The sequence below is a fragment of the Cryobacterium sp. CG_9.6 genome, from assembly GCF_029893365.1.
Lineage (GTDB): Bacteria > Actinomycetota > Actinomycetes > Actinomycetales > Microbacteriaceae > Cryobacterium.
Genome location: NZ_JARXUZ010000001.1, coordinates 2,148,916 through 2,169,666 on the forward strand (window position 1 = coordinate 2,148,916; position 20,751 = coordinate 2,169,666).

At 62.9% G+C, this 20,751-nt stretch carries 25 protein-coding genes; 3 read left to right on the top strand and 22 right to left on the bottom strand.

Annotation, left to right across the window (positions count from 1 at the left end; genetic code table 11):
- Nucleotides 1-8 precede the first annotated feature (8 nt).
- Complete coding sequence (locus H4V99_RS09860; protein ID WP_280677831.1) at nucleotides 9-824, top strand: ParA family protein; 816 nt, start codon at nucleotides 9-11, stop codon at nucleotides 822-824.
- Between the two features lie 46 nt (nucleotides 825-870).
- Here H4V99_RS09860 and H4V99_RS09865 read toward each other — a convergent pair whose 3' ends face one another.
- From H4V99_RS09865 to H4V99_RS09890, 6 genes are all read right to left on the bottom strand, one after another.
- Entirely contained in the window at nucleotides 871-1,422 is a 552-nt protein-coding gene (locus H4V99_RS09865; protein WP_280677833.1) for a MerR family transcriptional regulator, read from the bottom strand.
- A 149-nt stretch (nucleotides 1,423-1,571) separates the two neighbouring features.
- On the bottom strand, nucleotides 1,572-2,267 hold the full coding sequence (locus H4V99_RS09870) for a MerR family transcriptional regulator (protein ID WP_280677835.1): 696 nt from the start codon (nucleotides 2,265-2,267) through the stop codon (nucleotides 1,572-1,574).
- Entirely contained in the window at nucleotides 2,267-2,680 is a 414-nt protein-coding gene (locus H4V99_RS09875) for an FHA domain-containing protein (RefSeq protein WP_280680057.1), read from the bottom strand. The genes H4V99_RS09870 and H4V99_RS09875 overlap by 1 nt, the downstream gene beginning before the upstream one ends.
- 94 nt (nucleotides 2,681-2,774) lie before the next feature.
- Nucleotides 2,775-3,392, bottom strand: coding sequence for a CDP-alcohol phosphatidyltransferase family protein (locus H4V99_RS09880; protein WP_280677836.1), 618 nt, complete (start codon nucleotides 3,390-3,392; stop codon nucleotides 2,775-2,777).
- 158 nt (nucleotides 3,393-3,550) lie between these two features.
- Nucleotides 3,551-4,018, bottom strand: a complete 468-nt coding sequence (locus H4V99_RS09885) for an NUDIX hydrolase (protein ID WP_280677838.1) — start codon at nucleotides 4,016-4,018, stop codon at nucleotides 3,551-3,553.
- Between the two features lie 111 nt (nucleotides 4,019-4,129).
- Nucleotides 4,130-4,657: an adenine phosphoribosyltransferase gene (locus H4V99_RS09890; protein ID WP_280677840.1), complete on the bottom strand. Its 528-nt coding sequence runs from the start codon at nucleotides 4,655-4,657 to the stop codon at nucleotides 4,130-4,132.
- 75 nt (nucleotides 4,658-4,732) lie between these two features.
- Between H4V99_RS09890 and H4V99_RS09895 the strand changes: the two genes are divergently transcribed.
- Nucleotides 4,733-5,104, top strand: a complete 372-nt coding sequence (locus H4V99_RS09895) for an RNA-binding S4 domain-containing protein (protein WP_280677842.1) — start codon at nucleotides 4,733-4,735, stop codon at nucleotides 5,102-5,104.
- A gap of 15 nt (nucleotides 5,105-5,119) precedes the next feature.
- Here the strand turns inward: H4V99_RS09895 and H4V99_RS09900 are convergent, their stop codons facing one another.
- From H4V99_RS09900 to H4V99_RS09965, 14 genes are all read right to left on the bottom strand, one after another.
- A complete protein-coding gene (locus tag H4V99_RS09900; protein WP_280677843.1) occupies nucleotides 5,120-6,559 on the bottom strand; it encodes a lipase maturation factor family protein in 1,440 nt (479 codons plus the stop codon).
- Between the two features lie 28 nt (nucleotides 6,560-6,587).
- The gene (gene csrA / locus H4V99_RS09905; protein WP_280677844.1) at nucleotides 6,588-6,926 is read right to left on the bottom strand and encodes a carbon storage regulator CsrA; all 339 of its coding nucleotides are present in this window, start codon (nucleotides 6,924-6,926) and stop codon (nucleotides 6,588-6,590) included.
- 9 nt (nucleotides 6,927-6,935) lie between these two features.
- On the bottom strand, nucleotides 6,936-7,913 hold the full coding sequence (locus tag H4V99_RS09910) for a hypothetical protein (RefSeq protein WP_280677845.1): 978 nt from the start codon (nucleotides 7,911-7,913) through the stop codon (nucleotides 6,936-6,938).
- A complete protein-coding gene (locus tag H4V99_RS09915; protein ID WP_280677846.1) occupies nucleotides 7,888-9,939 on the bottom strand; it encodes a flagellar biosynthesis protein FlhA in 2,052 nt (683 codons plus the stop codon). Before H4V99_RS09915 ends, H4V99_RS09910 begins: the two co-directional genes overlap by 26 nt.
- A gap of 1 nt (nucleotide 9,940) precedes the next feature.
- Nucleotides 9,941-11,104 carry an EscU/YscU/HrcU family type III secretion system export apparatus switch protein gene (locus H4V99_RS09920; protein WP_280677848.1) on the bottom strand — a complete coding sequence of 388 codons (1,164 nt, stop codon included), beginning with the start codon at nucleotides 11,102-11,104 and terminating at the stop codon, nucleotides 9,941-9,943.
- The gene (locus tag H4V99_RS09925; protein WP_280677850.1) at nucleotides 11,105-11,863 is read right to left on the bottom strand and encodes a flagellar biosynthetic protein FliR; all 759 of its coding nucleotides are present in this window, start codon (nucleotides 11,861-11,863) and stop codon (nucleotides 11,105-11,107) included.
- Nucleotides 11,864-12,139 (bottom strand): flagellar biosynthesis protein FliQ, encoded by a 276-nt coding sequence (fliQ, locus tag H4V99_RS09930; RefSeq protein ID WP_280677852.1) that lies wholly within the window; start codon nucleotides 12,137-12,139, stop codon nucleotides 11,864-11,866. It lies immediately after the preceding gene.
- Nucleotides 12,139-13,041 carry a flagellar type III secretion system pore protein FliP gene (fliP, locus tag H4V99_RS09935; protein ID WP_280677854.1) on the bottom strand — a complete coding sequence of 301 codons (903 nt, stop codon included), beginning with the start codon at nucleotides 13,039-13,041 and terminating at the stop codon, nucleotides 12,139-12,141. The genes fliQ and fliP overlap by 1 nt, the downstream gene beginning before the upstream one ends.
- A complete protein-coding gene (locus tag H4V99_RS09940) occupies nucleotides 13,038-13,490 on the bottom strand; it encodes a flagellar biosynthetic protein FliO (RefSeq protein ID WP_280677857.1) in 453 nt (150 codons plus the stop codon). Before H4V99_RS09940 ends, fliP begins: the two co-directional genes overlap by 4 nt.
- Before the next feature lies 1 nt (nucleotide 13,491).
- Nucleotides 13,492-14,208: a flagellar motor switch protein FliN gene (gene fliN, locus H4V99_RS09945; protein ID WP_280677859.1), complete on the bottom strand. Its 717-nt coding sequence runs from the start codon at nucleotides 14,206-14,208 to the stop codon at nucleotides 13,492-13,494.
- A complete protein-coding gene (locus H4V99_RS09950) occupies nucleotides 14,208-15,089 on the bottom strand; it encodes a flagellar motor switch protein FliM (protein ID WP_280677861.1) in 882 nt (293 codons plus the stop codon). The genes fliN and H4V99_RS09950 overlap by 1 nt, the downstream gene beginning before the upstream one ends.
- Before the next feature lie 98 nt (nucleotides 15,090-15,187).
- Nucleotides 15,188-16,084, bottom strand: a complete 897-nt coding sequence (locus tag H4V99_RS09955; RefSeq protein WP_280677863.1) for a flagellar motor protein MotB — start codon at nucleotides 16,082-16,084, stop codon at nucleotides 15,188-15,190.
- Nucleotides 16,081-16,953 (bottom strand): MotA/TolQ/ExbB proton channel family protein, encoded by an 873-nt coding sequence (locus tag H4V99_RS09960; RefSeq protein ID WP_280677865.1) that lies wholly within the window; start codon nucleotides 16,951-16,953, stop codon nucleotides 16,081-16,083. The genes H4V99_RS09955 and H4V99_RS09960 overlap by 4 nt, the downstream gene beginning before the upstream one ends.
- Nucleotides 16,953-17,186, bottom strand: a complete 234-nt coding sequence (locus H4V99_RS09965) for a flagellar FlbD family protein (protein WP_280677867.1) — start codon at nucleotides 17,184-17,186, stop codon at nucleotides 16,953-16,955. The genes H4V99_RS09960 and H4V99_RS09965 overlap by 1 nt, the downstream gene beginning before the upstream one ends.
- 221 nt (nucleotides 17,187-17,407) lie before the next feature.
- Between H4V99_RS09965 and H4V99_RS09970 the strand changes: the two genes are divergently transcribed.
- The gene (locus H4V99_RS09970; RefSeq protein WP_280677869.1) at nucleotides 17,408-18,436 is read left to right on the top strand and encodes a sensor domain-containing diguanylate cyclase; all 1,029 of its coding nucleotides are present in this window, start codon (nucleotides 17,408-17,410) and stop codon (nucleotides 18,434-18,436) included.
- Between the two features lie 164 nt (nucleotides 18,437-18,600).
- Here H4V99_RS09970 and H4V99_RS09975 read toward each other — a convergent pair whose 3' ends face one another.
- On the bottom strand, nucleotides 18,601-19,143 hold the full coding sequence (locus H4V99_RS09975) for a hypothetical protein (protein ID WP_280677871.1): 543 nt from the start codon (nucleotides 19,141-19,143) through the stop codon (nucleotides 18,601-18,603).
- Nucleotides 19,143-20,624: an HNH endonuclease signature motif containing protein gene (locus tag H4V99_RS09980; protein ID WP_280677873.1), complete on the bottom strand. Its 1,482-nt coding sequence runs from the start codon at nucleotides 20,622-20,624 to the stop codon at nucleotides 19,143-19,145. Before H4V99_RS09980 ends, H4V99_RS09975 begins: the two co-directional genes overlap by 1 nt.
- Nucleotides 20,625-20,751: the final 127 nt, after the last annotated feature.

Genomic DNA, 20,751 nt, shown 5'->3' on the forward strand with positions numbered 1-20,751 from the left:
GTCTACTTGTGCATGTACTCAGCGTTAGTTCCCTCAAGGGAGGCGTAGGAAAGACCACGGTGACCCTTGGTCTGGCTTCTGCTGCCTTCGCCCGCGGTGTGCGAACACTGGTTGTCGATCTTGATCCCCAGTCGGACGTGTCCACCGGGATGGACATCGACGTCACGGGTCATCTCAACGTGGCCGACGTGCTCGCCTCTCCAAAAGAAAAGATCGTTCGTGCCGCAATTGCGCCGAGTGGCTGGACCCGTGGACGTCAGGGCACGATTGATGTCATGATCGGCAGCCCGTCCGCCATCAATTTCGACGGTCCGCACCCGAGTATTCGGGAGATCTGGAAACTTGAGGAAGCCCTCTCCACGGTGGAGAAAGAGTACGACCTAGTGCTCATCGACTGTGCACCCTCACTCAACGCGCTGACCCGCACCGCCTGGGCCGCCAGCGACCGCGTGGCCGTGGTCACCGAACCCGGCCTGTTTTCCGTCGCTGCTGCCGACCGGGCGCTGCGCGCCATCGAAGAGATTCGGCGCGGTCTCAGCCCCCGCCTGCAGCCGCTCGGAATCATTGTGAACCGTGCCCGGATGGCTTCTCTGGAGCACCAGTTCCGCATCAAGGAACTCCGCGACATGTTTGGTCCGCTCGTCCTCAGCCCCCAACTGCCGGAGCGTACCTCGCTGCAGCAGGCGCAGGGTGCAGCGAAACCACTGCACATCTGGCCGGGAGATAGCGCCCAGGAAATGGCGCACTACTTTGACCAGCTTCTGGAGCGTGTGCTTCGCACCGCACGGATTGGCGAGTACGCCGAGACTCCCGCACCGCGCTAGTCGGCCGGTCGGCCGGTGGGCAGGCCAGCCGGCTGGCAGGATTTCCCTAGGAAATTTTGCGGGTCGTGCGGCGTGCGGCGAGTTCATCGGCCGGATCAATGGCCTGCCGGTTCAGTTCCACCAAGCTCGTTTCCACCTCACGCAGAACCTTGCCCACGGCAATGCCGAAGACTCCCTGGCCACGGCTGACAAGATCGATGACCTCGTCATTGGACGTGCACAGATACACGCTCGCGCCATCGCTCATCAGCGTAGTCTGGGCCAGATCGCTTACCCCCGACTCGCGGAGCTGATTGACCGCCGTGCGGATTTGTTGGAGCGAAATTCCGGTGTCGAGAAGGCGCTTGACGAGCTTAAGAACAAGAATGTCTCGAAAACCGTAGAGACGCTGAGTACCCGACCCGGCCGCACCGCGAACGGTGGGCTCCACCAGCTCGGTTCGCGCCCAGTAGTCGAGTTGGCGGTAGCTGATGCCCGCAGCACGTGCCGCTACCGCGCCCCGGTAGCCGGAGTTCTCGTCGAGCTCAGGCAGACCATCGGTGAAGAGCAGCCCCTGCGAATATCGGGAAGCGTCGTCATCGGATTTGAGCTCACTCATACGACTGCCTCCCGGAATATGGTCGCGGTACCGTACTGACCGCTGTCATAACGCTACCGATGCTTGCACCCGAGACCGCTGACATTCGTCTCCCGACTTACCGTGTCGAGATAACGATCTGCACCGTAGCTTTTCGGACGCAACGCAGGTTAGCCTAGCCGTCCTAGGGCGGATCGGATCAGACTGCTGCGGATAACTTCAAGCTGTCCGGCGATTTCCCCGGCCATCTCGGCGGCCTTGGCTCGACTCGACGCGTCTTTCCTGCGAGCAAGTGGAACAAGTGCGCTCTCGATGAGGCCCAGCTCGCGTTCGGCAGCTCCGCGAAAACCGCGCAGGTGCCTCGGCTCAATGCCGCTGCGTTGAAGTTCAACGAGGGCACGGAGCACGTTCAGAGCGTTCTCCCCGTAGTAATCGGCGGGAAGAATAATTGATGCGGATACCGCGTCGTGGAGCAGGGTTGCCGACGCCCCGGCGTCCCGGAGAAGTTCGTCCCGGCTGAGGCGGCGTGCCGTGGACAGCATTGACAACCCGGGCGTCGCACCGCCCGGCAGCGTGGGTGAGAGACCTGCGTCAAGATCGTCAAGGTAGGAGCGGATGACTTTCAACGGCAGATAGTGCTCGCGCTGCATCGAGAGGATGAGGCGTAAGCGGTCCAGGTCTGCGGTGCAAAATTTGCGGTAACCGGACTCGGTTCTCGCCGGGGACACCAGTCCCTGTTCTTCGAGAAAACGAAGCTTGGACGGGGTCAGGTCGGGGAAATCCGGCGTGAGCCGAGCTAACACCTGACCGATACTCAATAGCGGCGCTGCGCCCGCGGTTCTCACCTGGGCGGAGGACGCCGCCATTATTCGCTCGCCGCGCGGGCGAGGTCGAGTCGCGAAGCGTAGAAGGTGAGGCGGAACTTGCCCACCTGAACCTCTGCGCCATCGCTCAAAAGTGAGGTCTCGATGCGTTCACCGTCAAAGTAGGTACCGTTGAGCGAACCCAGGTCCTTCACTTCGAAAGACCGCTCGTGACGCAGGAACTGAGCGTGTCGACGGGAGACGGTGACGTCATCAAGAAAAATATCGGCGTTCGGATGACGTCCTACGGTTGTCAGGTCTGCGTCCAGCAAGAAGCGCGCACCTGCGTTCGGACCACGACGCACAATCAGCAGCGCTGATCCCGAGGGCAGTGCGCCAATAGCCTCTTGTTCTTCGGTCGTCACGTTGGCATCGATCGATGCCATCTGCGCCGCGAACTCCTGGCTAAAGTTCATCGTCGTGTCGGTACCGACGGGTTCTGGTGTTTCCTTGCGCACGGGCACGTTCTGCTCCCTGTTCGAATTCTCAAAATCGGCCACGTTGCACCTCCTATGTTCCCAGCGTATCTGATTGAACCGGTACAACACCCCGTGGAATTCGAATCACACGAATGGTTTCACCGGCATAGATAATTCCAGCCCACCAGTACAGCACGACACCCCACAACCCGAAGGCCCACCCGACCGGCAGGGACCACCAGGCGACGTCGGGGAAGGCCTGCCCCAGCATGATCATGGGAAGGGCATAGAAGAGACAGAATGTGGCGATTTTGCCCAGCTGGTGAACGGGAAGCGGACCGAATCCGGCGTTGGCGAGCACGACGCCGAGCACGAGCATGAAGAAGTCGCGCCCCACGACAATCAGTACGATCCACCACGGAACGAGATCGCGCCAGGCCAGTCCGATCAGGGCCGCGAAGATGTATAGCCGGTCCGCTGCCGGGTCGAGAAGCTGACCGAGGCGGGTCACCGAGTGAAAGCGCCGGGCAATGAAGCCGTCCAGAAGATCGGTGAGGCTCGAGAACGCCAGCACCAGTAGCGCGAACGCATCATCGCCCCGGGCCAGCAACACCAGGAAAACAGGAACGAGCACGAGGCGAACGGCACTCAGAGCGTTGGGCACGGTGAAAATCTGAGTTCCGACCTCGCCGTTCTCTGCTCTCGTCACGCAACCAGCATAACGAGTTACGCGATAATTGAGGCTCCGATCAGCAAGAAAAACCGACTCGGCACACCCTCATCCAACCAATGAGCCACGGGCGTTAGGCCGCACTGGTGTTAGGCCACACTGGTGTTAGGCCGCACTGGTGTTAGGCGGCACTGGTGTTAGGCCGCACTGGGATTCTTGATCCGCAGGTGTAGATCTGGCCAGCTGCTGGCAAAGGCGGGGTGCAGGGGGAAGTCAGCAATGTCGCCAGGCAGCACCCAGCGCAGCGCAATGCTCTCGGAATCGCTGATAACGGGCTCAAAGGCTTCAACCGCCTCGGCCACCACCGTCGTGTAGGACCAGAATCCGAGATCCAGCACCGAGGTGAAGCTGATGCGCAGCAGGTCGGCGGGCACGCCGGCCTCCTCACGTGCTTCACGGAAGGCAGCCTCGACGGCGGTCTCGCCCTCGTGGCGGGCACCGCCGGGGAGCCCCCACGTATCGCCGAAGTGGCTCCACAGCGCCCGATGCTGCAGGAGAACGCCACGCTCCGGGTGATGCACGAGGAGACCGGCGGCGCCAAAACGTCCCCAAAATCTTCCACCATCGGGTCCATAGACCCAGGCATCGCCGCTTCCACTTGTCATTACTCCAGCATGGACCCTTCACGAGGTGCTTCTCAACCAGAGGCGTCGCAATCAGCAACCTTTGAGCTTGGGAGATTTGGTGCGTGCCGGTCTGTGCCGGTCTGCACTCGTCTAGAGGGAGATGATGGCGTGCACCGCGGACTCACCCAGACGGCTCCGACCCGCAAGGTCGGTGAGCTCCAGAACAACACCCACGCCGGAGAGGGAATACCCCGCGCGTTCGATCAGGCGGGCCGTGGCCGCAATGGTTCCACCGGTAGCAAGCACGTCGTCCACAACGAGAACCCGGGCGCCCGGTTGCAGCTGCCCGATCTCCAGCTCAAGTCGCGCGGAGCCGTACTCCAGGTCATATTCCTCGGCGAGCACGCTGCCGGGGAGCTTGCCGCCCTTGCGCACGGCGAGCACGGGAACGTTGGCGGCGTAGCCCACGGCAGCGGCGAGCAGAAAGCCGCGTGCTTCGATTCCAGCCACCGCATCAAAGTGCCCCAGATACTGGCCCGTGAGTTCGTCGATGATGGAGCGGAACGCTGCTGCGTTCGCGAAAACCGGGTTGAGGTCCTGAAACAGAATCCCGGGCTGGGGAAAATCGGGATAGGACGCTAAAAGGGTGTGCACGTGGGTGGCAGCGGGTGTATTCACTGCTTAACCCTAGGCGGCTTCACCCGGCACTGTGCAAACCGGCACCGTGAATACCAGCCCCGGTACACTGAGGTCATGGAGCCCCTACTCACCGCCCGCGTCGACAGCTGGGCCTGGGGGGTGCGTCTCTTCAAGACCCGCTCCATGGCCACAGCGGCCTGCCGCGCCGGCCATGTGCGGGTGAATGGGGAGAAGGCCAAGGCCGCTCAATCGCTGCACATTGGCGATGAGGTGCGGGTGCGCAGCGATGGCTTTGATCGAATTCTCATGGTGTCGCGCCTCATTGTGAAGAGGGTGGGTGCCACGGTGGCTGCTGACTGTTATGTGGACCAGACACCACCCCCGCCGCCACGGGAAGAAGTTGCCCTCGTGCCCATGCGCGACCGCGGGGCCGGTCGTCCCACCAAGCGGGAGCGTCGAGACATCGAGGAGCTTCGCGGCTACTAGTGTGCGGGGCGTGCGTCAGGTGGCGTGCGTCTGTCCCTGGTACGCCACGGGCTGCACGAGGACGGCTATGTCTGTGCGCACCCACCACGCGCCGGTGGCGCGCTTCTCAGCGGGTGTGGAGTAGCGATAGGTGCAGAGCCGCGCGCGCACCCAGCGAGGTGGATGCTCAGCAAACGGGTTGTGGCTAAGAAGCCGCAGGGTGGGGCGATCCCCTTGGAGCAAACGCACCAGAAACACTTCAAACCAGCGGATGTCCCGAGCGCCGAGAGCAAGGAACCACATCAGCCAGTCGAGGCGCAGATGGTACGGCGCCACTTGGCGGGGCCGTCGACGAGGATCGCCCGGTTTGCCGCGAAAACCGTACTCAAGCCAGAGTGCCTGCGGACCCGGCGCGAAGTCGTTGTTGCCCTCCACGATCACCTCGTAGCGCACCCGGGTGACGGTACCGAAAGCGCCGTAGGCATTCACGAGATGGAACGGATTGAAGTTGGCATTCATCAGCTGACCGCGGGAGAAAAGGTTACGCAGCGGTGGCCAGCTGAGAACGACGAGCAGCACGGTTGCCAGCAGCACGATGGACACGAACCAGACCGGTGCCTCGCGCGGGGTGGACACCGGATAGATTCCCAGAAGCGCCGCATAGGTGGCATCGTTGATGGCAGAGAATGCCAGCACGATGGTGAGGAAATTGAGCCAGGCAAAGTTACCGGTGAGCGCGAGCCAGAGCTGAGTGAAGATGATGATTGCCGCCGCAATGGATGCGATCGGTTGCGGCGCGAAGAGAAAGAACGGAATCACGAGCTGCGCGCCGTGGTTACCGAGAACCTCCATGCGGTGGAACCAGCGCGGCAAATGGTGTGCTCGCCAGCTGAGGCGATTGGGCAGTGGCTGGGTTTCGTGGTGATAGTCGAGCGCGGTGAGGTTGCGCCACTCCACCCCGCCGCGAATCTTGATCAATCCCGCTCCGAATTCAACGCGGAAGAGCACCCAGCGCAGGAAGATGATGATGGTGATGGGCGGTGCAACGCTGGACGATCCGAGGAAGGCAACGACAAAACCCACCTCAAGTAGCAGGCTTTCCCAACCGAAGGAGTAAAACACCTGTCCCACGTTCACGATCGACAGGTAACACACCCAGAGAAAAAGGAAGACGGCCATGGACGCCCACAGGGGTGCCTGCTGGGGAATGCCGATGATGAGGGCTGAGGAGAACACGACGCCCAGCCAGCACACGGTGAGTAGCATGAAATCGGTGTAATGCCAGTGAAAGATGCTGGGGGCGCGGCGAAACGGCACGCTGGCAACGAATCGGGGCACGGGAAGTAGGCCGCGTTCGCCGAGCAGAGCCGGGAACTGGTTGATGGCCGAAATAAAGGCGATCAAGAAGCACGCAGCGACTCCACGTTCCAGAATCTGGCGCGAGATTTCATAATCTCCTGCTGCGAACCAGTCCATGCTGCGCCAATCTAGGCGCTGCGGGGGCCTACTTCAATGGGTTGCGCTCCATAGAGGTTACCGCGGGAACGGTCTCCTCCGACACCGCCGACGCCGGGGTCGGCGTCGGGCTCACGGGTGTCGGGGTCAGACGCAACCCCAGCAGGCCGAGGTTGCGCTTAATGCGGTCCTCGGCGTCAGCATCCGCTTGGGTGGCCGCCAGGTTGGCCTCAATGACGGCGCGCAGCACCTCGTCGCGCTGAATTTTGACGCCCTTGGGGGCATCAATACCAATGCGTACGCTGTCTCCACGCGCGTCGAGAACGGTGATGACGATGTCGTCACCGATGAGGATCTTCTCCCCCGGTTTGCGTGTCAGAACCAGCATCTCATCAGCCTATCGCGACCGGTCGGCCAGACCCCGTTCAGGGGTCGCAGCGCGTCGCCCTGACGGGGACGCCGATGTCGCCGGATCCAGCCAGCGCACCGGCAGCTGCAGCTCGGTGACGCTCTCAGGAGTTGCCGTAGAGAATCGTCCCGTGGCCAGGATGCCGTCGATCGGAACGGATTCCGCGACGGCATTCACCCACAGCGCCGTATCCTCGGGCTTGCGTCCAGCGTCCACAACAACCCACACCTGTTCGGCCGCCACGCTGGCCAGGCTTGCCGCACGCATCGCGAGATCCACGGCCACCGGCAGACCCGGTTTGCTGAGGCCGAACGCAACGAACACGGCCTGGTCCAGCTCCACTCCCCGAGCCCGAGCACCCAGGGCATCGCGACGATCATCGACCCGTTGCACGCCGGCCTCGGCTAGCGCTCCGCCAACCCGAAACTCCCCGCCGGGTGTTCGGCGCGCCAGGGAACGCGCCACTGCCACCGCCTCATCGGTCAGGCCGATGACGATCACCAGGTCACCCGAGCCCGTGAGATAGGCGGGGGCCTCGCCTGGCTGCGTGCGGGGCCGGGCCCGGACCTGGGCAGGCGAATGGTCCTGACCCGGCATGGGAATGGGCGCTTTGGCGGTGGCAAACGTGAGGTCGTCCATGAGGGCGGCAAAGTCGACCGACTCCGTCGACACGGCCGGTTCACCGAGAATGCCGTTACCGAACAACTCGGCCTTATCGGCATCGTCCAGCAGAGCGGCAATCCCCAGGCGCGCGGGGGTGTCGAGAAAGCCGTGCGCCGATCGCTGTCGCGGCGGGAGCACTTCCACGGTGGCCTCATAGTGCTCGCGGGCGAAGAATCCGCGGATTCCGCCCACCGTAACCCGCTCGGCCTGAATGATGCGCGCGTTTGGTCCGTGTTCGCGGCGAACCTGGTCCTGGAGCTCCTTCAGAGTGTCTCCCCTAAGCAGAAAGCGACTCGGTTCCACGAACCACTCCAACCGTCTCGATGGTCACGTTCGCTGACGTCACTTCCTGGTAGCTCAAAACGGGAAGCCCACCGGATTGTGTCGACACAAGTCGGCGAATGGCTGGGCGCAGTGCAGGGGCACACACCAGAACCGCGCTCAGCCCATGGGATTCGACGGTGGCAACGGATGCCCGAACGCTTGAGAGTACCGTCTCCACCTTGGCTGCGTCCATCAGAATTTGGGTGCCGTGCTCGGACGGTCGCATACCCTCCAGCATCGACTGCTCCAGAGTGGGTTCGATCATGATGACGCGCAGCAGGTTTCCGTCGAGGTACTGCACCGTCAGCGCCGGGCCGAGCGCTTGGCGTGCCGCCTCGATGAGTCCTTCAGGGTCGTTGCTCACCTTTGCGCGCAGCGAAAGTGCCTCATAAATGCGGGGCAGGTCGTTGATCGGAATACCCTCCAGGAGCAGTCCCTGCAGCACGCGCTGCACCTCGGCGAGGGAGAGCAGCCCGGGGATCAGGTCGTCCACAGCCGAGGGATTCACCTGCTTCACACCATCGGTGAGTACCCGCACGTCTTCCCGAGTAAGGAGCCGGGCCGCGTTCAGGGAGATGATCGAGGACAGGTGGGTAATGAGCACGGAGACCCGGTCGATAACGGTGGCACCGGTCATCTCAGCGCTGTGCCGCAGCTCGCTCGGAACCCACTTGCCGGCCAGACCGAATACAGGTTCCACGGTGACCACACCGGGGAGGGAGTCGAGCGCCTCACCGAGAGCCAGAACCTTGCCCGACGGTGCCAAGCCGCGCCCATATTCCACTCCGGCTATCCGAATGGAGTAGGTCGAGGCCGGGAGATCCACGCTGTCGCGGGTGCGTACCGGCGGGACCACGACGCCCAGGTCCATGGCGATTTTGCGCCGGAGGCCGCGCACTCGGGCGAGCAGGTCGTCCGAGGCTCCCGACACCATGTCCACGAGGTCGGGGGCGAGCATGATCTCGAGGGCATGAACGCGCATCTGCTCGATCAGGTCCTCGGGGGTGTCCGAGCGCGGGGCGGTCTTCTCGGCTGCCACGGAGGCATCCGCTGCCAACTTTTTAGTTGCCTCCCCCGCTTTGATGCGTTGCCCGATCACGATGAGTACTCCGCCCACCGCGATGAACGGCAACACGGGCATACCGGGAATGAGAGCCATGAGAATGGCTGCCGAGCCGGCAATGGTGAGCGCGTAGCGGGACTGGCCGAGCTGAGCCGATGCCGTGGAGCCGATGTCGGTTTCGGCATTGGACCGGGTGACGATCATGCCGGTGGAGACCGCCATGAGCAGTGCGGGAATCTGCGTTACGAGGCCATCACCGATGGTGAGCAGCGCGTAGGTGTTCAGTGCCTCGCTGATCGACAGTCCCTTGGACAGCATGCCGATGGCGATCCCACCAACGAGGTTGATGATGATGATGATGATTCCGGCAATCGCGTCACCCTTGACGAACTTCGATGCTCCATCCATGGCGCCGTAGAAGTCGGCTTCGGCTGACACCTCCGCTCGACGGTCCCGGGCCTGGGCATCGGTAATCTGGCCGGCGTTCAGGTCGGCGTCGATCGCCATCTGCTTACCCGGCATGGCATCGAGGGTGAAGCGGGCGCCCACCTCGGCTACCCGCTCGGCACCCTTGGTGACCACCACGAACTGGATCACCACGAGAATCAGAAAGATGACCGCACCGATAATGATCGATCCGCCCACGGCCACATGACCGAAGGCTTCAATCACCTGGCCCGCGTATCCATCACCGAGAACAAGGCGAGTGGATGCCACGTTGAGGCCCAGCCGAAACAGGGTGGCCACGAGAAGAAGCGAGGGAAACACCGAGAAGTCGAGGGGCTTCTTCACGAACATGGTCGTGAGCAGCGTCACGAGGCCGAGCATGATGTTCACGATGATCAGAATGTCGAGCAGGGGTGCCGGCACCGGCACCACGAGCAGCAGGATGATGCCCACCACTCCGATGGGCACGGCAAGCTTGATGAGATTGCGATTCACGTCAGTTGCCTCCGGTTGCGACAAGGGGTTGTCTGGTGGGAATTGGGGGTGTGGGCTGGCGGGGTGTGGGCTGATGAGGTGCTGCCGGGTTCGTCATGGTGTGCACGCCACCACCGGCACCGCGGGTCTTCAGAGCCATCACGAAGGCGAGCACTCGGGCCACCGAGTTGTACATGTCCACCGGAATTTCTTCTCCGATTTCACACGCCGCATGCAGGGCCCGGGCGAGCGGAATGTCCTGAACGATGGGCACATGATCGGTTTCCGCCTGTTCGCGGATGCGGGTGGCGATGTGCCCCACACCCTTCGCCACGACGCGGGGGGCAGATTTGCCGGGCTCATAGCTGAGGGCTACGGCCACGTGGGTGGGGTTCACGAGCACGACATTGGCATCCGTCACCGAGGCGATCATGCGGTTGCGACTCATGGCCAGCTGGCGTGCGCGGCGCTGCGATTTGATGAGTGGATCTCCTTCGGAGGCCTTGTTTTCATCGGTCACCTCCTTCTTGGTCATCATTGTTTTCTTTCGGTTGCGTCGCATCACGACGAACACGTCAGCCACCGCCAGAATGAGGCCTGCTGCGACGGCGGTGCGTAGGAGCGCTCCGGCACCGTCGCCGGCCGCACCAATGAGTTCCATGACCGGCAGCCCGCCAGCCGTCATGAGCACGGGCATCAGCCCCTGAATCACCACCACGAGCACAATTCCCACCACCGCGGTCTTGAGGAGCGATTTCACGCCCTCCCAGAGCGCCTGACCACCGAAGACGCGCTTCAGGCCCGTGACCAGGTTGAACTGTTCGAATTTGCCCTCAAACTTTTTGAAGTGGATGCCGCCCTGGAGTGCCGCGCCCGCGAGCACCGCAAAAACAACGGCCACCAGCATGGGGGTGAGCACACCAGCCATCGAGGCCATCCCGTCACCAAGGGCGGTGACTGCTTCACGTGGATCGGGATTCCGAATCAGGTTCTCAACTGTGATCATCTGGTCCGTACCGGCCTCGGCACCCAACCGGATGGTGACCGGAATCATGAGTGCAGCCGCGCCAACACCGAGCCACGCGGTCACGTCCTGAGACTTGGAGAGCTGGCCCTTGCCACGCACCTCCTTCATGCGCTTCTGTGTTGCCGGTTCGGTCTTTTCGCCGGAATCGGGCTCGGGCATCTACCCCACCCCCATGAGTGCGTCAACGGCCTGACCGGTCAGTGACGAGACGATGCGTGGCAGCGCCACATAGACGGTGGCGGCCAAAATGAGCGTGATCAGAATCTTGAGCGGAAACCCGAGGGCGAACGCGTTGAGGGCGGGGGCGACCCGGGTGATGAGGCCGAGGCCGGCATCCGCCAAAAAAAGCACCACGAGGAGAGGGCCGGCAATCTGCACGGCGGCGAGAAACATTTGGCTGACCGAGGAGATGAGCATCTGAACGGGGGTGGCCATGTCGATGCCGCCGCCCAGCGGGAGGGCATTGAAGGAGCGCACCAGTCCGCCGATGATGAGCTGATACCCACCCGAGGTGAAGAGCAGAACGAGGGCCGTCATCTGAAACAGGCGGGTGAACTGCGCACCATTCACCATGGCTTGCGGGTCGTAACCCTGAGCCATTTGAAAGCCGCTGAAGAGGTCGATCAGGCCGCCGGCGGACTGCACGGCGGCGAAGATCACGTACACGAGGAACCCCAGTAAAGCGCCCACGAGGAGCTCGAGCACAAGTGCTCCGAAGAAGCCCGAGGTATTGAGCGACTGGTAGGTGGCCGCGACGCGCGGGGACACGGCCAGGCCAAGACCGATCGCGAGCATGGCTTTGATGCGCACCGGGAACGCCTTGTACGAGAACGGGGGTGCGATCACGAGAAACGCGACCATGCGCACGCTGGCCAGCATCACCGCTTCAATCCAGGCGAAGTTCAGGGTGAATTCCACCTACCCGCCGCCGATCAGGCCGGGAATTTTGTCGAACATTGCGTAGGTGAAGGCAACAGATTCGGAGATCATCCAGTGACCGGTGACGATCAAGGCGATCGAGACCGCAACGGCTTTGGGCACGAAGGAGAGTGTTACCTCCTGAATTTGAGTGATTGACTGCAGCAGCGAGATGGCGAAACCCACTACGAGGGCGGTCACGAGCACCGGGGCGGAGAGCTTGGCGGCGAGCATGAGGGCCTGCAGGCCAATGTCGAGGACGGCGTTGGTATCCATCAGAGCCGATAACTGCCGACAAGCGACGTGATGATGAGGCCCCAGCCGTCCACCAGGATGAATAGGAGAATCTTGAAGGGCAGCGAGATCATCACGGGCGGGAGCATCATCATGCCCATCGACATCAGCGCCGCGGAGACGACGATGTCGATCACGAGGAACGGAATGAAGATGACAAAACCGATGATGAACGCGGCGCGCAGCTCGGAGATCATGAAGGCGGGAATGAGCGTGAGCAGCGGCACGTCGTCGGGGCTGGCCGGGTTCTCCTGATCCGCGGCGCGGGTCATCAGGGCAAGGTCTTCCTCACGCGTGTTGCCCATCATGAACTGTTGAAGTGGAGCGGATGCCGCCGCGAGGGCATCCGCGAACGTTGTCGTTCCGTCGAGATACGGTGCAACCGCGAGCGTGTTGATCTCCGTGAGCACCGGCGCCATGATGAACAGCGACAGAAACAGGGCAAGTCCGGCGAGAACCTGGTTGGGAGGAATCGACGGCAGGGCCAGCGCGTTGCGTGTCATGGCCAGCACGACGAAGATCTTGGTAAAGCTCGTCATCATGAGCAGCAGAGCCGGGGCCACCGAGAGCAGCGTGATCCCCACGATGGTCACAATGGCCGAGGATGGGGCTCCATTCGGCCCGTTGATGTCGATCGTCAGCCCGCCGCCGCCCACGCTGGGATCTACGGGTGCGGTGGGGTCGGTGGGGGTCGTCGGGTCGTTGGGCATTTTCGGATCGACCGGGAGTGCCTGGCCGGTGGAAGCGGTGAACCAGAGCAGGGCTACGGTGATCACGACAACCGCGGCAATCAGCAGCCAGAGCCGGAGAGTAAAGGACAGGCCTGCTGGCTTCGGCGGGGCGGGGACGTGCGGCGGAGCCGGCGTCGTGGCCCGGGTGCTCACCGACCCTGCCGAAGCACGGCTGCGGCCTGCTGCCAGGTGGAGGCAGAGAGAATCGATCCGCCGAGCGCCCCGGCGGGTGCGGGCTTGCGGCGTGGGCGGAATTCGAGCGGTGGCGCTATGTCGGTGCTCTCGTGGGCATTCCCGACGGTGCTGGCCACGGTCAGAGAACGCGCAAAGGCGGCGTGGCCCTCGGCCGGAACCGGCGTCTCACTGCCGTGCAACACGGTCACGGACTGCTCGGTCACACCCAGAACCAGGCGCTGGCCGTCAATGTCGACAACCACGACGGATGCCTTCTGGCCGAGCCCCTGTCGGCCCACGACGGTAACAAGGTTGGCTCCGCCGCGCGCGCGAACTCCCTTGGTGAAGCGACGCTGCATGTACCAGAGCAATGCCAAAACCACGGAGAGGGACAGCACCACCCGCAGCGCCACGATCACGGTTTCCATGTCAGGAGTTAGCCTCAACCACGTCAAGAATCTGCGTGATGCGAATGGCGTAGTCCTGATCGACGACCACGATCTCACCGTGCGCGATGAGGCGCCCGTTGAGCATGACGTCGGCCGGGGCTCCGGCCGAACGGTCGAGTTCGATGACGGCACCGGGTTCAAGGGAGAGCACCTCGCGCACGGGCATGCGCGTGTGGCCGATTTCGACGGTCAGTGACATCCAGACGTTATTGATGCGGCCGAGGTTACTCACCGCTGAGGCAGTGGTTCCCTTGGTGCTGGCGGTTCCCCCGGGGGTTGCTCCGGTGCGGCGCAGTCGAAGCGCAAACCAGCCCACCGTCTCGCCGCCGCCGATGAGTTCGAAAACGTGCGTTTCGGCATCCGTAAAAAGGCTCGAGGCGTCTTCGACGCGGGTGTCGCCGAGCACGCCGACTCCGAGCACGCTGGCCGCGCTGTCGAGGGACGGACGGAGCACATCGTGGCTCGCGACGAGACCGGATGGTGACCCACCGGCAGCATCAAAAGCCGTGGGGTCCATGAGCACAATGGCCAGATCAGCGGATGTGCTCCCCACGAACGAGGCCACGGCGGCCGAGCCCACCCGGGCGCTCAGTGCGGAGCTTCCGTGCGTCTCGACGGCTCGCAGGGGCACGCCAGTGGGAAGCACCCGGATCAGGGCATCAACGGCGGTGGTGGACAACACTCCGGTGTCAGTCATTATGGTTTCTCCTCGGTGTCGATCACGATGCAGGCAAGTCTTGAACCGTTGACTCCCACGGCGGCGGTGGCCAGAACCTGACCGTTCACCACCAGGTCAAGCGGTCGATGCTGGGGATGAGGAATGGTGAGCAGGTCCCCCACCGCGAGGCTCAGAATGCGGTTCGGCAGCACCTGGATCGGGTTCAGTCGAAGAGACACGTCGACGGGTACGAACGTGAGTTGGTGTTCGAGGAGCGCCCGGGCATTCTCGATAGAGCTTGTGGGGTTGGCTTCACCGAGTTGGGGCATGAGTGCGTTCTCGGGAATTGCGATGGTGGCCCGAATGGGGGCGTCACCGCCGGCCCGAATGGCGAACGTGGCCACAATCATGAGATCACTCGTGGCGGCTGCCTGCGCGAACTGGGAGTTGTACTGGATTCCGTCCATCACCACATCGGTGAGCAGCAGGTCACCGAGCGAATAACGAAGGTCTTCCAGTCCCTCCTCGATCAGGTGGCGAATGAGGGCCTGTTCGATCGGAGTGAACTTGCGTTCCGCTGTGGCAGCTTTGGTGCCATTACCGCCGAGCATGTGGTCGACCCAGCTGAGGGCTGCGCGCGTGGGGAACTGCATCACGGTTTTGGCCGCAATCCCCTCGATACTGCACAGCACCATCGCGGTCGTCGACGGCAGTCCGGACGCATACTCGTCGTAGGTCTGCATGAGCACCTGGTCGCACGTGACCTGGCAGAGCAGGCGCACGCGGGCAGTTAGTTGGGTGCCCCACTGCCGGGCGAAGGTCTCAAAGGCGAGTTCCAGAACGCGCGCGTGCTCACGCGCGAGGGTGGTGGGGCGGCGAAAGTCGTAGAGTTCCACCGTTTTCGGGGTCGCTGCAGGCATACCACTCGGTACGTGTTCCTGGACCGTCACGTTTGGCACTATCGGCAGCATCTGGTGGCATGTTAGGAGCAGTTGCGGCGAGTATTCGTGGTGTGTACTTACCCCGCTACAGCGCTATCAGCCGGAACTACACCGGCAAGCACACCGGGTATCAGCGAGCGAACGGTGTCCGGGAGGTTGGACAGCAGCACGACATCAACTCGGCGGTTCATGGCCATGTCAGCCAAGGCCGAGCCAGTGGATGCCGGCCGCGCCGCTCCATAGCCGATCGCGGCTATCCGCTCCTGCTGCACGCCACCCTGTTCCACAAGGCGCCGAAGCACCCGGGTGGAGCGCCCGGCCGAGAGCTCCCAGTCGGTGGCATAGTTCACTGTTTGGCCGTGCTTGTCGGCGTGGCCCTCCACGGAGATCTCCCGCTCGCTGGCCACCAGCACCGGGGCCATGGCATCGAGGATCGCGATGGCGGCCGCGCTCAGGTCGGCCTGGTCCGGTGCGAAGAAGGTCTCGGAGCCCACGAGGCCCACGGTGAGTCCGCGCTCATCCACGTTGAACTGTACGAGCTCGTCCATGCCCGCCGATTGGAGGTTGGTATGGATTTGCGCTTCAATCCGTGTGAGGTCGTCTACTTCGGCTGTTGCACGTTGTGCATCAGTGAGTGTCGCATCGGTCAGTGCAACATCGGTCAGTGCAACATCGGTGGGTGACGGAGTGGGTGCTGCGCCCGCAAAGGCTTCCTCTTCCGAATCCACCTGGTTGGCGGGCACCACGACGCCCGTAGCGGTGTCGATGGAGCCCACGTTCACGCTGCCGAAGCCAGTGGCGAGGGAATTGCGTAGCTGAGCGAACTTGTCAGCGTCCACGCTCGACATGGCGAAAAGAACGATGAACATGCACATGAGCACCGTGACCATGTCCATGTAAGAGGCCATCCAGCGCTCATCGGGATGTTCGTCGTCGTCACCTCCAAAATCGCGACGTTTTCTGCGCACGCTCATGCGGCTTGGAAGATATCGGTGTCGTCGTTTTCGTCGGAGGTCTGTGCGGCTTTGCCGGCTTTGGTGGTTTTGCCGGACTTAGCGGGCTTGCCAGACTTGCCGGACTTGCCGGACTTATTCAGGGCCTCGGCCGACACCATGGCTCGAAGGCGTTCACCCAGAAGTCGGGGCTGGCTTCCGGATTGCACGGCGAGTGCACCCTCCATGAGCAGGGTCATGCGGTCCACCTCAAGGTCCGAGAGCCGCTTGAGCCTGGAACCGATGGGTAACCAGAGAAAGTTGGCCGACAGCAGACCCCAGAGTGTGGCCACGAAGGCTGCGGCGATCATGGGGCCGAGAGTGTCGGGGGTGTCGAGGTTTTCGAGAACGTGGGTGAGCGACACCACGGTCCCCACGATGCCGATGGTAGGTGCGTAACCGCCGAGGCTGGTGAAGAATTTGGCAGCCGTGCGATCACTGCGGGCTCGAGTGGAGATCTCGTCTTCAAGCAGCATGCGCAGTTCGTCGCCGTCCGTACCGTCGGCGATGTTCTGCAGGGCACCACGCAGGAAGGGGTCGTTGACGTTGTCGGCTTCCTGCTCGAGCGAGAGCAGTCCCGAGGTTCGCGCGGTTTCGGCAAGCTGCACAACCTGGTCAATGATTTGCGTAGGGGGTGTGGTCTTGCCCTTGAAAGCGCGCGGCAGGGATTTGAAGGCGAGGAGGGCATCCTGAATTGTTCCCCCCGCAATACCCACGGCGATGGTCGCGACAAAGACGAGAATCATCGGTGCCGGCAGCAGGATGCTGCTGACGTACGATCCCTCGAGGGTAATCATGGCAAAGAGGGCGCCAAAGGCGATGACAATGCCAACCAGGGTTGCGGGATCCATCAGATCCTCCGCGGGCCGCGAGGGGCTTCATCGGGGTCGGGATCATAGGCCAGTGAAATGACGTGTGCCCGGTAGTGCGCGATGCGTTCGATCACTTCGTCGATCGTCTCGGTGACAATAAAATTCGCGCCGTCAACCATGACCAGCGTGGTGTCTGGATTGGCATGAATACGCTCGATCAGGTCGGGATTGATCGCAAATTGGCTGTCGTTTAGCCGCGTGACTACGATCATGAAAACTCATCCCTGGTAGCGAACGCATCCAGCGAAGCGTTAATGCCCACTATCGACCGTCTGTCCCCCCGCGTTAGCGCCTAGTACCCGCTTCCCAATAGAGAGTTCGCGACGGGACATCGCCGAGAAACTGAGCGAGTCAAGCGGGGTCGAGTACAATTACTCCAGCGAAGATGGATTCCACTCTCCCGTACATCTTCGATTAAGCGAAGGATTTCTCCATGGCCGCAGCAGTAGATCTCTCGGCTCAGGAGGCGGTCCTGCCGGATGCTGTCATCACCGGAGTCCGAGATCCGCGCCGCATGAAGGCCGTCGTCGAGGCCGATTTGGAACGCACTGCTGAGACGGACCTGGATGCCGTGATCGCCACCCTGCGCTTAGCATGCGCGGTGCCGGTTGTCGTGGTAAATATTGTGACTGCGGACAGGCAGACCTATGTTGCGGAAGTCGGCGTCGGCGCCGCCTGCACGCTGTTCGCGGACGAGGTCTCCTTCTGTGCTGAGGTGGTTAACACGGGTCGCGCCTTGACGGTTTCCGATGCTGCCTCGCATCCGCTCTACTCGCTAAATCCGTTGGTCTTGAGTGGCGCGATCGGATCATACGCGGGGGTACCACTGATCGATAATGGTGTGGTGCTGGGTACCGTAGCCCTCTTTGACGATCGTGCGCGAACGTTCTCCGCTGACGAACTCGAAATTTTGCGCCATCAGGGCAAACTCGCGGGTTCCGTGCTTGCGCTCCGCAGGTCTGCTCGGATGGATGCGCTCACGGGACTGCCTAACCGTGTTCTGTACGGTGACCGCCTGTCCGGGGCACTGACGAGACTTGAGCGCAACGACGGAATGGTTTGCGTGATGTACCTCGACATTGATGACTTCAAAATCATTAATGACACCTATGGTCACGGGCGAGGCGATGACATTCTTGTCGAGCTTGGAAAGCGTGTTTCTGGCGTTTTGCGCACGACCGATACGGTGGCACGTTTCGGTGGAGATGAGTTCGTTATTCTCTGCGAGGACATCGGAAGTGTTGTGGAGGCCGAGGAGATGGCCGCTCGGGTGGTTGCTGCTGCCGGCCAACCGTGGGAGATCCGTGGCCAGATCATTCCTGTGCACGTCAGCATCGGCTTCACCGTGACGGACTCTGCCGACGCAGAGGGGTCCGCGTTGCTTCATGAGGCCGACGACGCCCTGTACCTCGCCAAGACAACGTCAGGTTCCGTAGCGGTCTTGGGTCCCAACCGGTCGTAAGGTCGGCCCGAGGGTTCCGCTTGAGGCGCCTCCCCGCCTCCCGCCCTCGTCGCCTCGCCTCGTCTCGCCTCGCCTCACCTCGCCCGCTTCGCTTCGCTTCGCTCGCCCCACCTCGCCCGCTTCGCTTCGCTCGCCCCACCTCGCCCCACCTCGCCTCACCCGCCTCACCCGCCTCGCCCGCTTCGCTGGTCGAGGAGCCGGCACGCTTTTCGCCGGCGTCTCGAGACCCCGTGAGCCGACTCTGAAAATCGGCTCACCAGGTTTCGACTGCTCGCAAGCTCGCGCTCAACCAGCGAAATGGGGCTCGCACCCTCGCGCTCGCTCGCCTCGCCCACTTCGCTGGTCGAGGAGCCGGCACGCTTTTCGCCGGCGTCTCGAGACCTCGCAACCTTGTCTCGAGATCGGCTCACCAGGTTTCGACTGCTCGCAAGCTCGCGCTCAACCAGCGAAATGGGGCTCGCACCCTCGCGCTCGCTCGCCTCACCCACTTCGCTGGTCGAGGAGCCGGCACGCTTTTCGCCGGCGTCTCGAGACCTCGCAACCTTGTCTCGAGATCGGCTCACCAGGTTTCGACTGCTCGCAAGCTCGCGCTCAACCAGCGAAATGGGGCTCGCACCCTCGCGCTCGCTCGCCTCACCCACTTCGCTGGTCGAGGAGCCGGCACGCTTTTCGCCGGCGTCTCGAGACCCCGTGAGCCGTCTCGCCATTAGCTATCGGATGCCCAGGGCGGGTCGGTGCTGGGGGTGTTGGCCCGATGGCTAGCGGCTGGTCGCCACGTTTGACCGGGGTCAAAGAGCACGGGCCCTCGAATCCAGGGTCTGCCGCTCACCATCTTGATCTGCCACCCGGACGCATCAATGGTGTGGTGGTGGTACCAACAGAGCAAACACCCGTTATCAATATTTGTGGGTCCGTTGAACTGCCACGGGAAGACGTGATGCACCTCGCACCACGCGGCCGCAATGGTGCACCCGGGAATAACGCAGCCCCCATCGCGGGCGGCAATCGCCCGGCGTTGCGCTGGGCTGAAGAACCGCTCCTTCTCCCCAAGGTGCAGCACCTGACCGTTCTCACCAATGATCACCTGCTGATACCCGCCCGCGCACAGTCGCTCCTGCACGGCCTTGAGACTGATCGGGGCATCCACGCCGTCAATCCACCCGACGCCGCGCCCGTTCTTCAGGTCCCGAGCATTCACGTGCACCATCACCGTCGGGGCCGCGCCGCCCATCCGGGGTGTTTTCGGATCTCGTGCGGTCTTTTCAAACACGGCCCGGAGGATGTCGGCGCACTTTTCCCCGCCGGTGCGGTCATCACAGATCTCTTCGGCACCCGGGATTAGTTCCCCGGCCGCCATCCGGGCCTGATCCGCGGCCGACGGGAACGCCGGTGCCGCGTGGGCGCTAATGAAGGTCGCGAACACACCGTTCATCACGCCGCGCAGTTCCGGTGTCACCCCACCCCGTAACGGATACAACCCGTTCTTCAAGAGTCCGAACCCCACAGTGCTGGTGGCGGCGGTCTGCTCATCGCTCGGTGCAACGCCGTCGGGGTCGAGGATCGCGCCCCACTCGTGTGCTTGCGCCCGAATCAAATCGGCCGAGAACGCGATCCCTGCCCCGGGGAGTCCCCCGGTCTCCGGGGTGATCGCTCCGGTTGCTGAGGCGACCAGGGCGCGCTCGGCCCGGTCAAGATCGTCCGGGGCAACACGGGAGGAGATCTGCTCCAACGCCGCCACAATCACGTCCGCGGCGTCCACGCCGAGGTTCCCTGACGTGAGTCCCTCGGCCACGGCCGGGTGTCGCACCGGAACCGACTGGCCAAGCAGGCCGCTCGTGGCGGCCGCAGTGCCGGTGACAATGCCACCAAGACGCATCCGCCTCTTCGCCTCGGAAGCGGACACCCGGGTGATGCCGGTGATGAGTTCGTACTTGGTGCGGCATCCGCTTTTCCACGCCAACGAGTCATGGCCTCTACTGGTTTCGGCGCGCATGCCCACGTCGGCGGCGGACCAGATGCGGCCACCATCCACCCGGCGGCCCACCGCTTCGAGGGCTCCCATCACGTTGAGGGCGGCGTCATCGTCGAGGAGGGTGAAGTGCACTCCATCAAGAGCGTCACCGATCAGGTCACTGGCCTGCTGCAGCAGAGCGACCACTTCGGGACCGGACTTCATCGTCGTGAACATGTCCCCATTTTACCCTGAATAGAACAAGAAAGCGAGACTTACTCACGTTTAAAACTCGTGACCTTAGTAAATATTTCCACGCACAGCATCGGCTCCGACAGGCCTCTTCAGCGCTCCCAGGCGCCCA

Bases quoted from the DNA above. Each gene is read 5' to 3' on its own strand.
- H4V99_RS09865 (WP_280677833.1), bottom strand. From the start codon at position 1,422: ATGAGTGAGCTCAAATCCGATGACGACGCTTCCCGATATTCGCAGGGG.
- H4V99_RS09870 (WP_280677835.1), bottom strand. From the start codon at position 2,267: ATGGCGGCGTCCTCCGCCCAGGTGAGAACCGCGGGCGCAGCGCCGCTA.
- H4V99_RS09875 (WP_280680057.1), bottom strand. From the start codon at position 2,680: ATGAACTTTAGCCAGGAGTTCGCGGCGCAGATGGCATCGATCGATGCC.
- H4V99_RS09885 (WP_280677838.1), bottom strand. From the start codon at position 4,018: ATGACAAGTGGAAGCGGCGATGCCTGGGTCTATGGACCCGATGGTGGA.
- H4V99_RS09895 (WP_280677842.1), top strand. From the start codon at position 4,733: ATGGAGCCCCTACTCACCGCCCGCGTCGACAGCTGGGCCTGGGGGGTG.
- H4V99_RS09900 (WP_280677843.1), bottom strand. From the start codon at position 6,559: ATGGACTGGTTCGCAGCAGGAGATTATGAAATCTCGCGCCAGATTCTG.
- csrA (WP_280677844.1), bottom strand. From the start codon at position 6,926: ATGCTGGTTCTGACACGCAAACCGGGGGAGAAGATCCTCATCGGTGAC.
- H4V99_RS09920 (WP_280677848.1), bottom strand. From the start codon at position 11,104: ATGCCCGAGCCCGATTCCGGCGAAAAGACCGAACCGGCAACACAGAAG.
- fliQ (WP_280677852.1), bottom strand. From the start codon at position 12,139: ATGGATACCAACGCCGTCCTCGACATTGGCCTGCAGGCCCTCATGCTC.
- H4V99_RS09940 (WP_280677857.1), bottom strand. From the start codon at position 13,490: ATGGAAACCGTGATCGTGGCGCTGCGGGTGGTGCTGTCCCTCTCCGTG.
- fliN (WP_280677859.1), bottom strand. From the start codon at position 14,208: ATGACTGACACCGGAGTGTTGTCCACCACCGCCGTTGATGCCCTGATC.
- H4V99_RS09950 (WP_280677861.1), bottom strand. From the start codon at position 15,089: ATGCCTGCAGCGACCCCGAAAACGGTGGAACTCTACGACTTTCGCCGC.
- H4V99_RS09955 (WP_280677863.1), bottom strand. From the start codon at position 16,084: ATGAGCGTGCGCAGAAAACGTCGCGATTTTGGAGGTGACGACGACGAA.
- H4V99_RS09960 (WP_280677865.1), bottom strand. From the start codon at position 16,953: ATGGATCCCGCAACCCTGGTTGGCATTGTCATCGCCTTTGGCGCCCTC.
- H4V99_RS09965 (WP_280677867.1), bottom strand. From the start codon at position 17,186: ATGATCGTAGTCACGCGGCTAAACGACAGCCAATTTGCGATCAATCCC.
- H4V99_RS09970 (WP_280677869.1), top strand. From the start codon at position 17,408: ATGGCCGCAGCAGTAGATCTCTCGGCTCAGGAGGCGGTCCTGCCGGAT.
- H4V99_RS09975 (WP_280677871.1), bottom strand. From the start codon at position 19,143: ATGGCGAGACGGCTCACGGGGTCTCGAGACGCCGGCGAAAAGCGTGCC.
- H4V99_RS09980 (WP_280677873.1), bottom strand. From the start codon at position 20,624: ATGTTCACGACGATGAAGTCCGGTCCCGAAGTGGTCGCTCTGCTGCAG.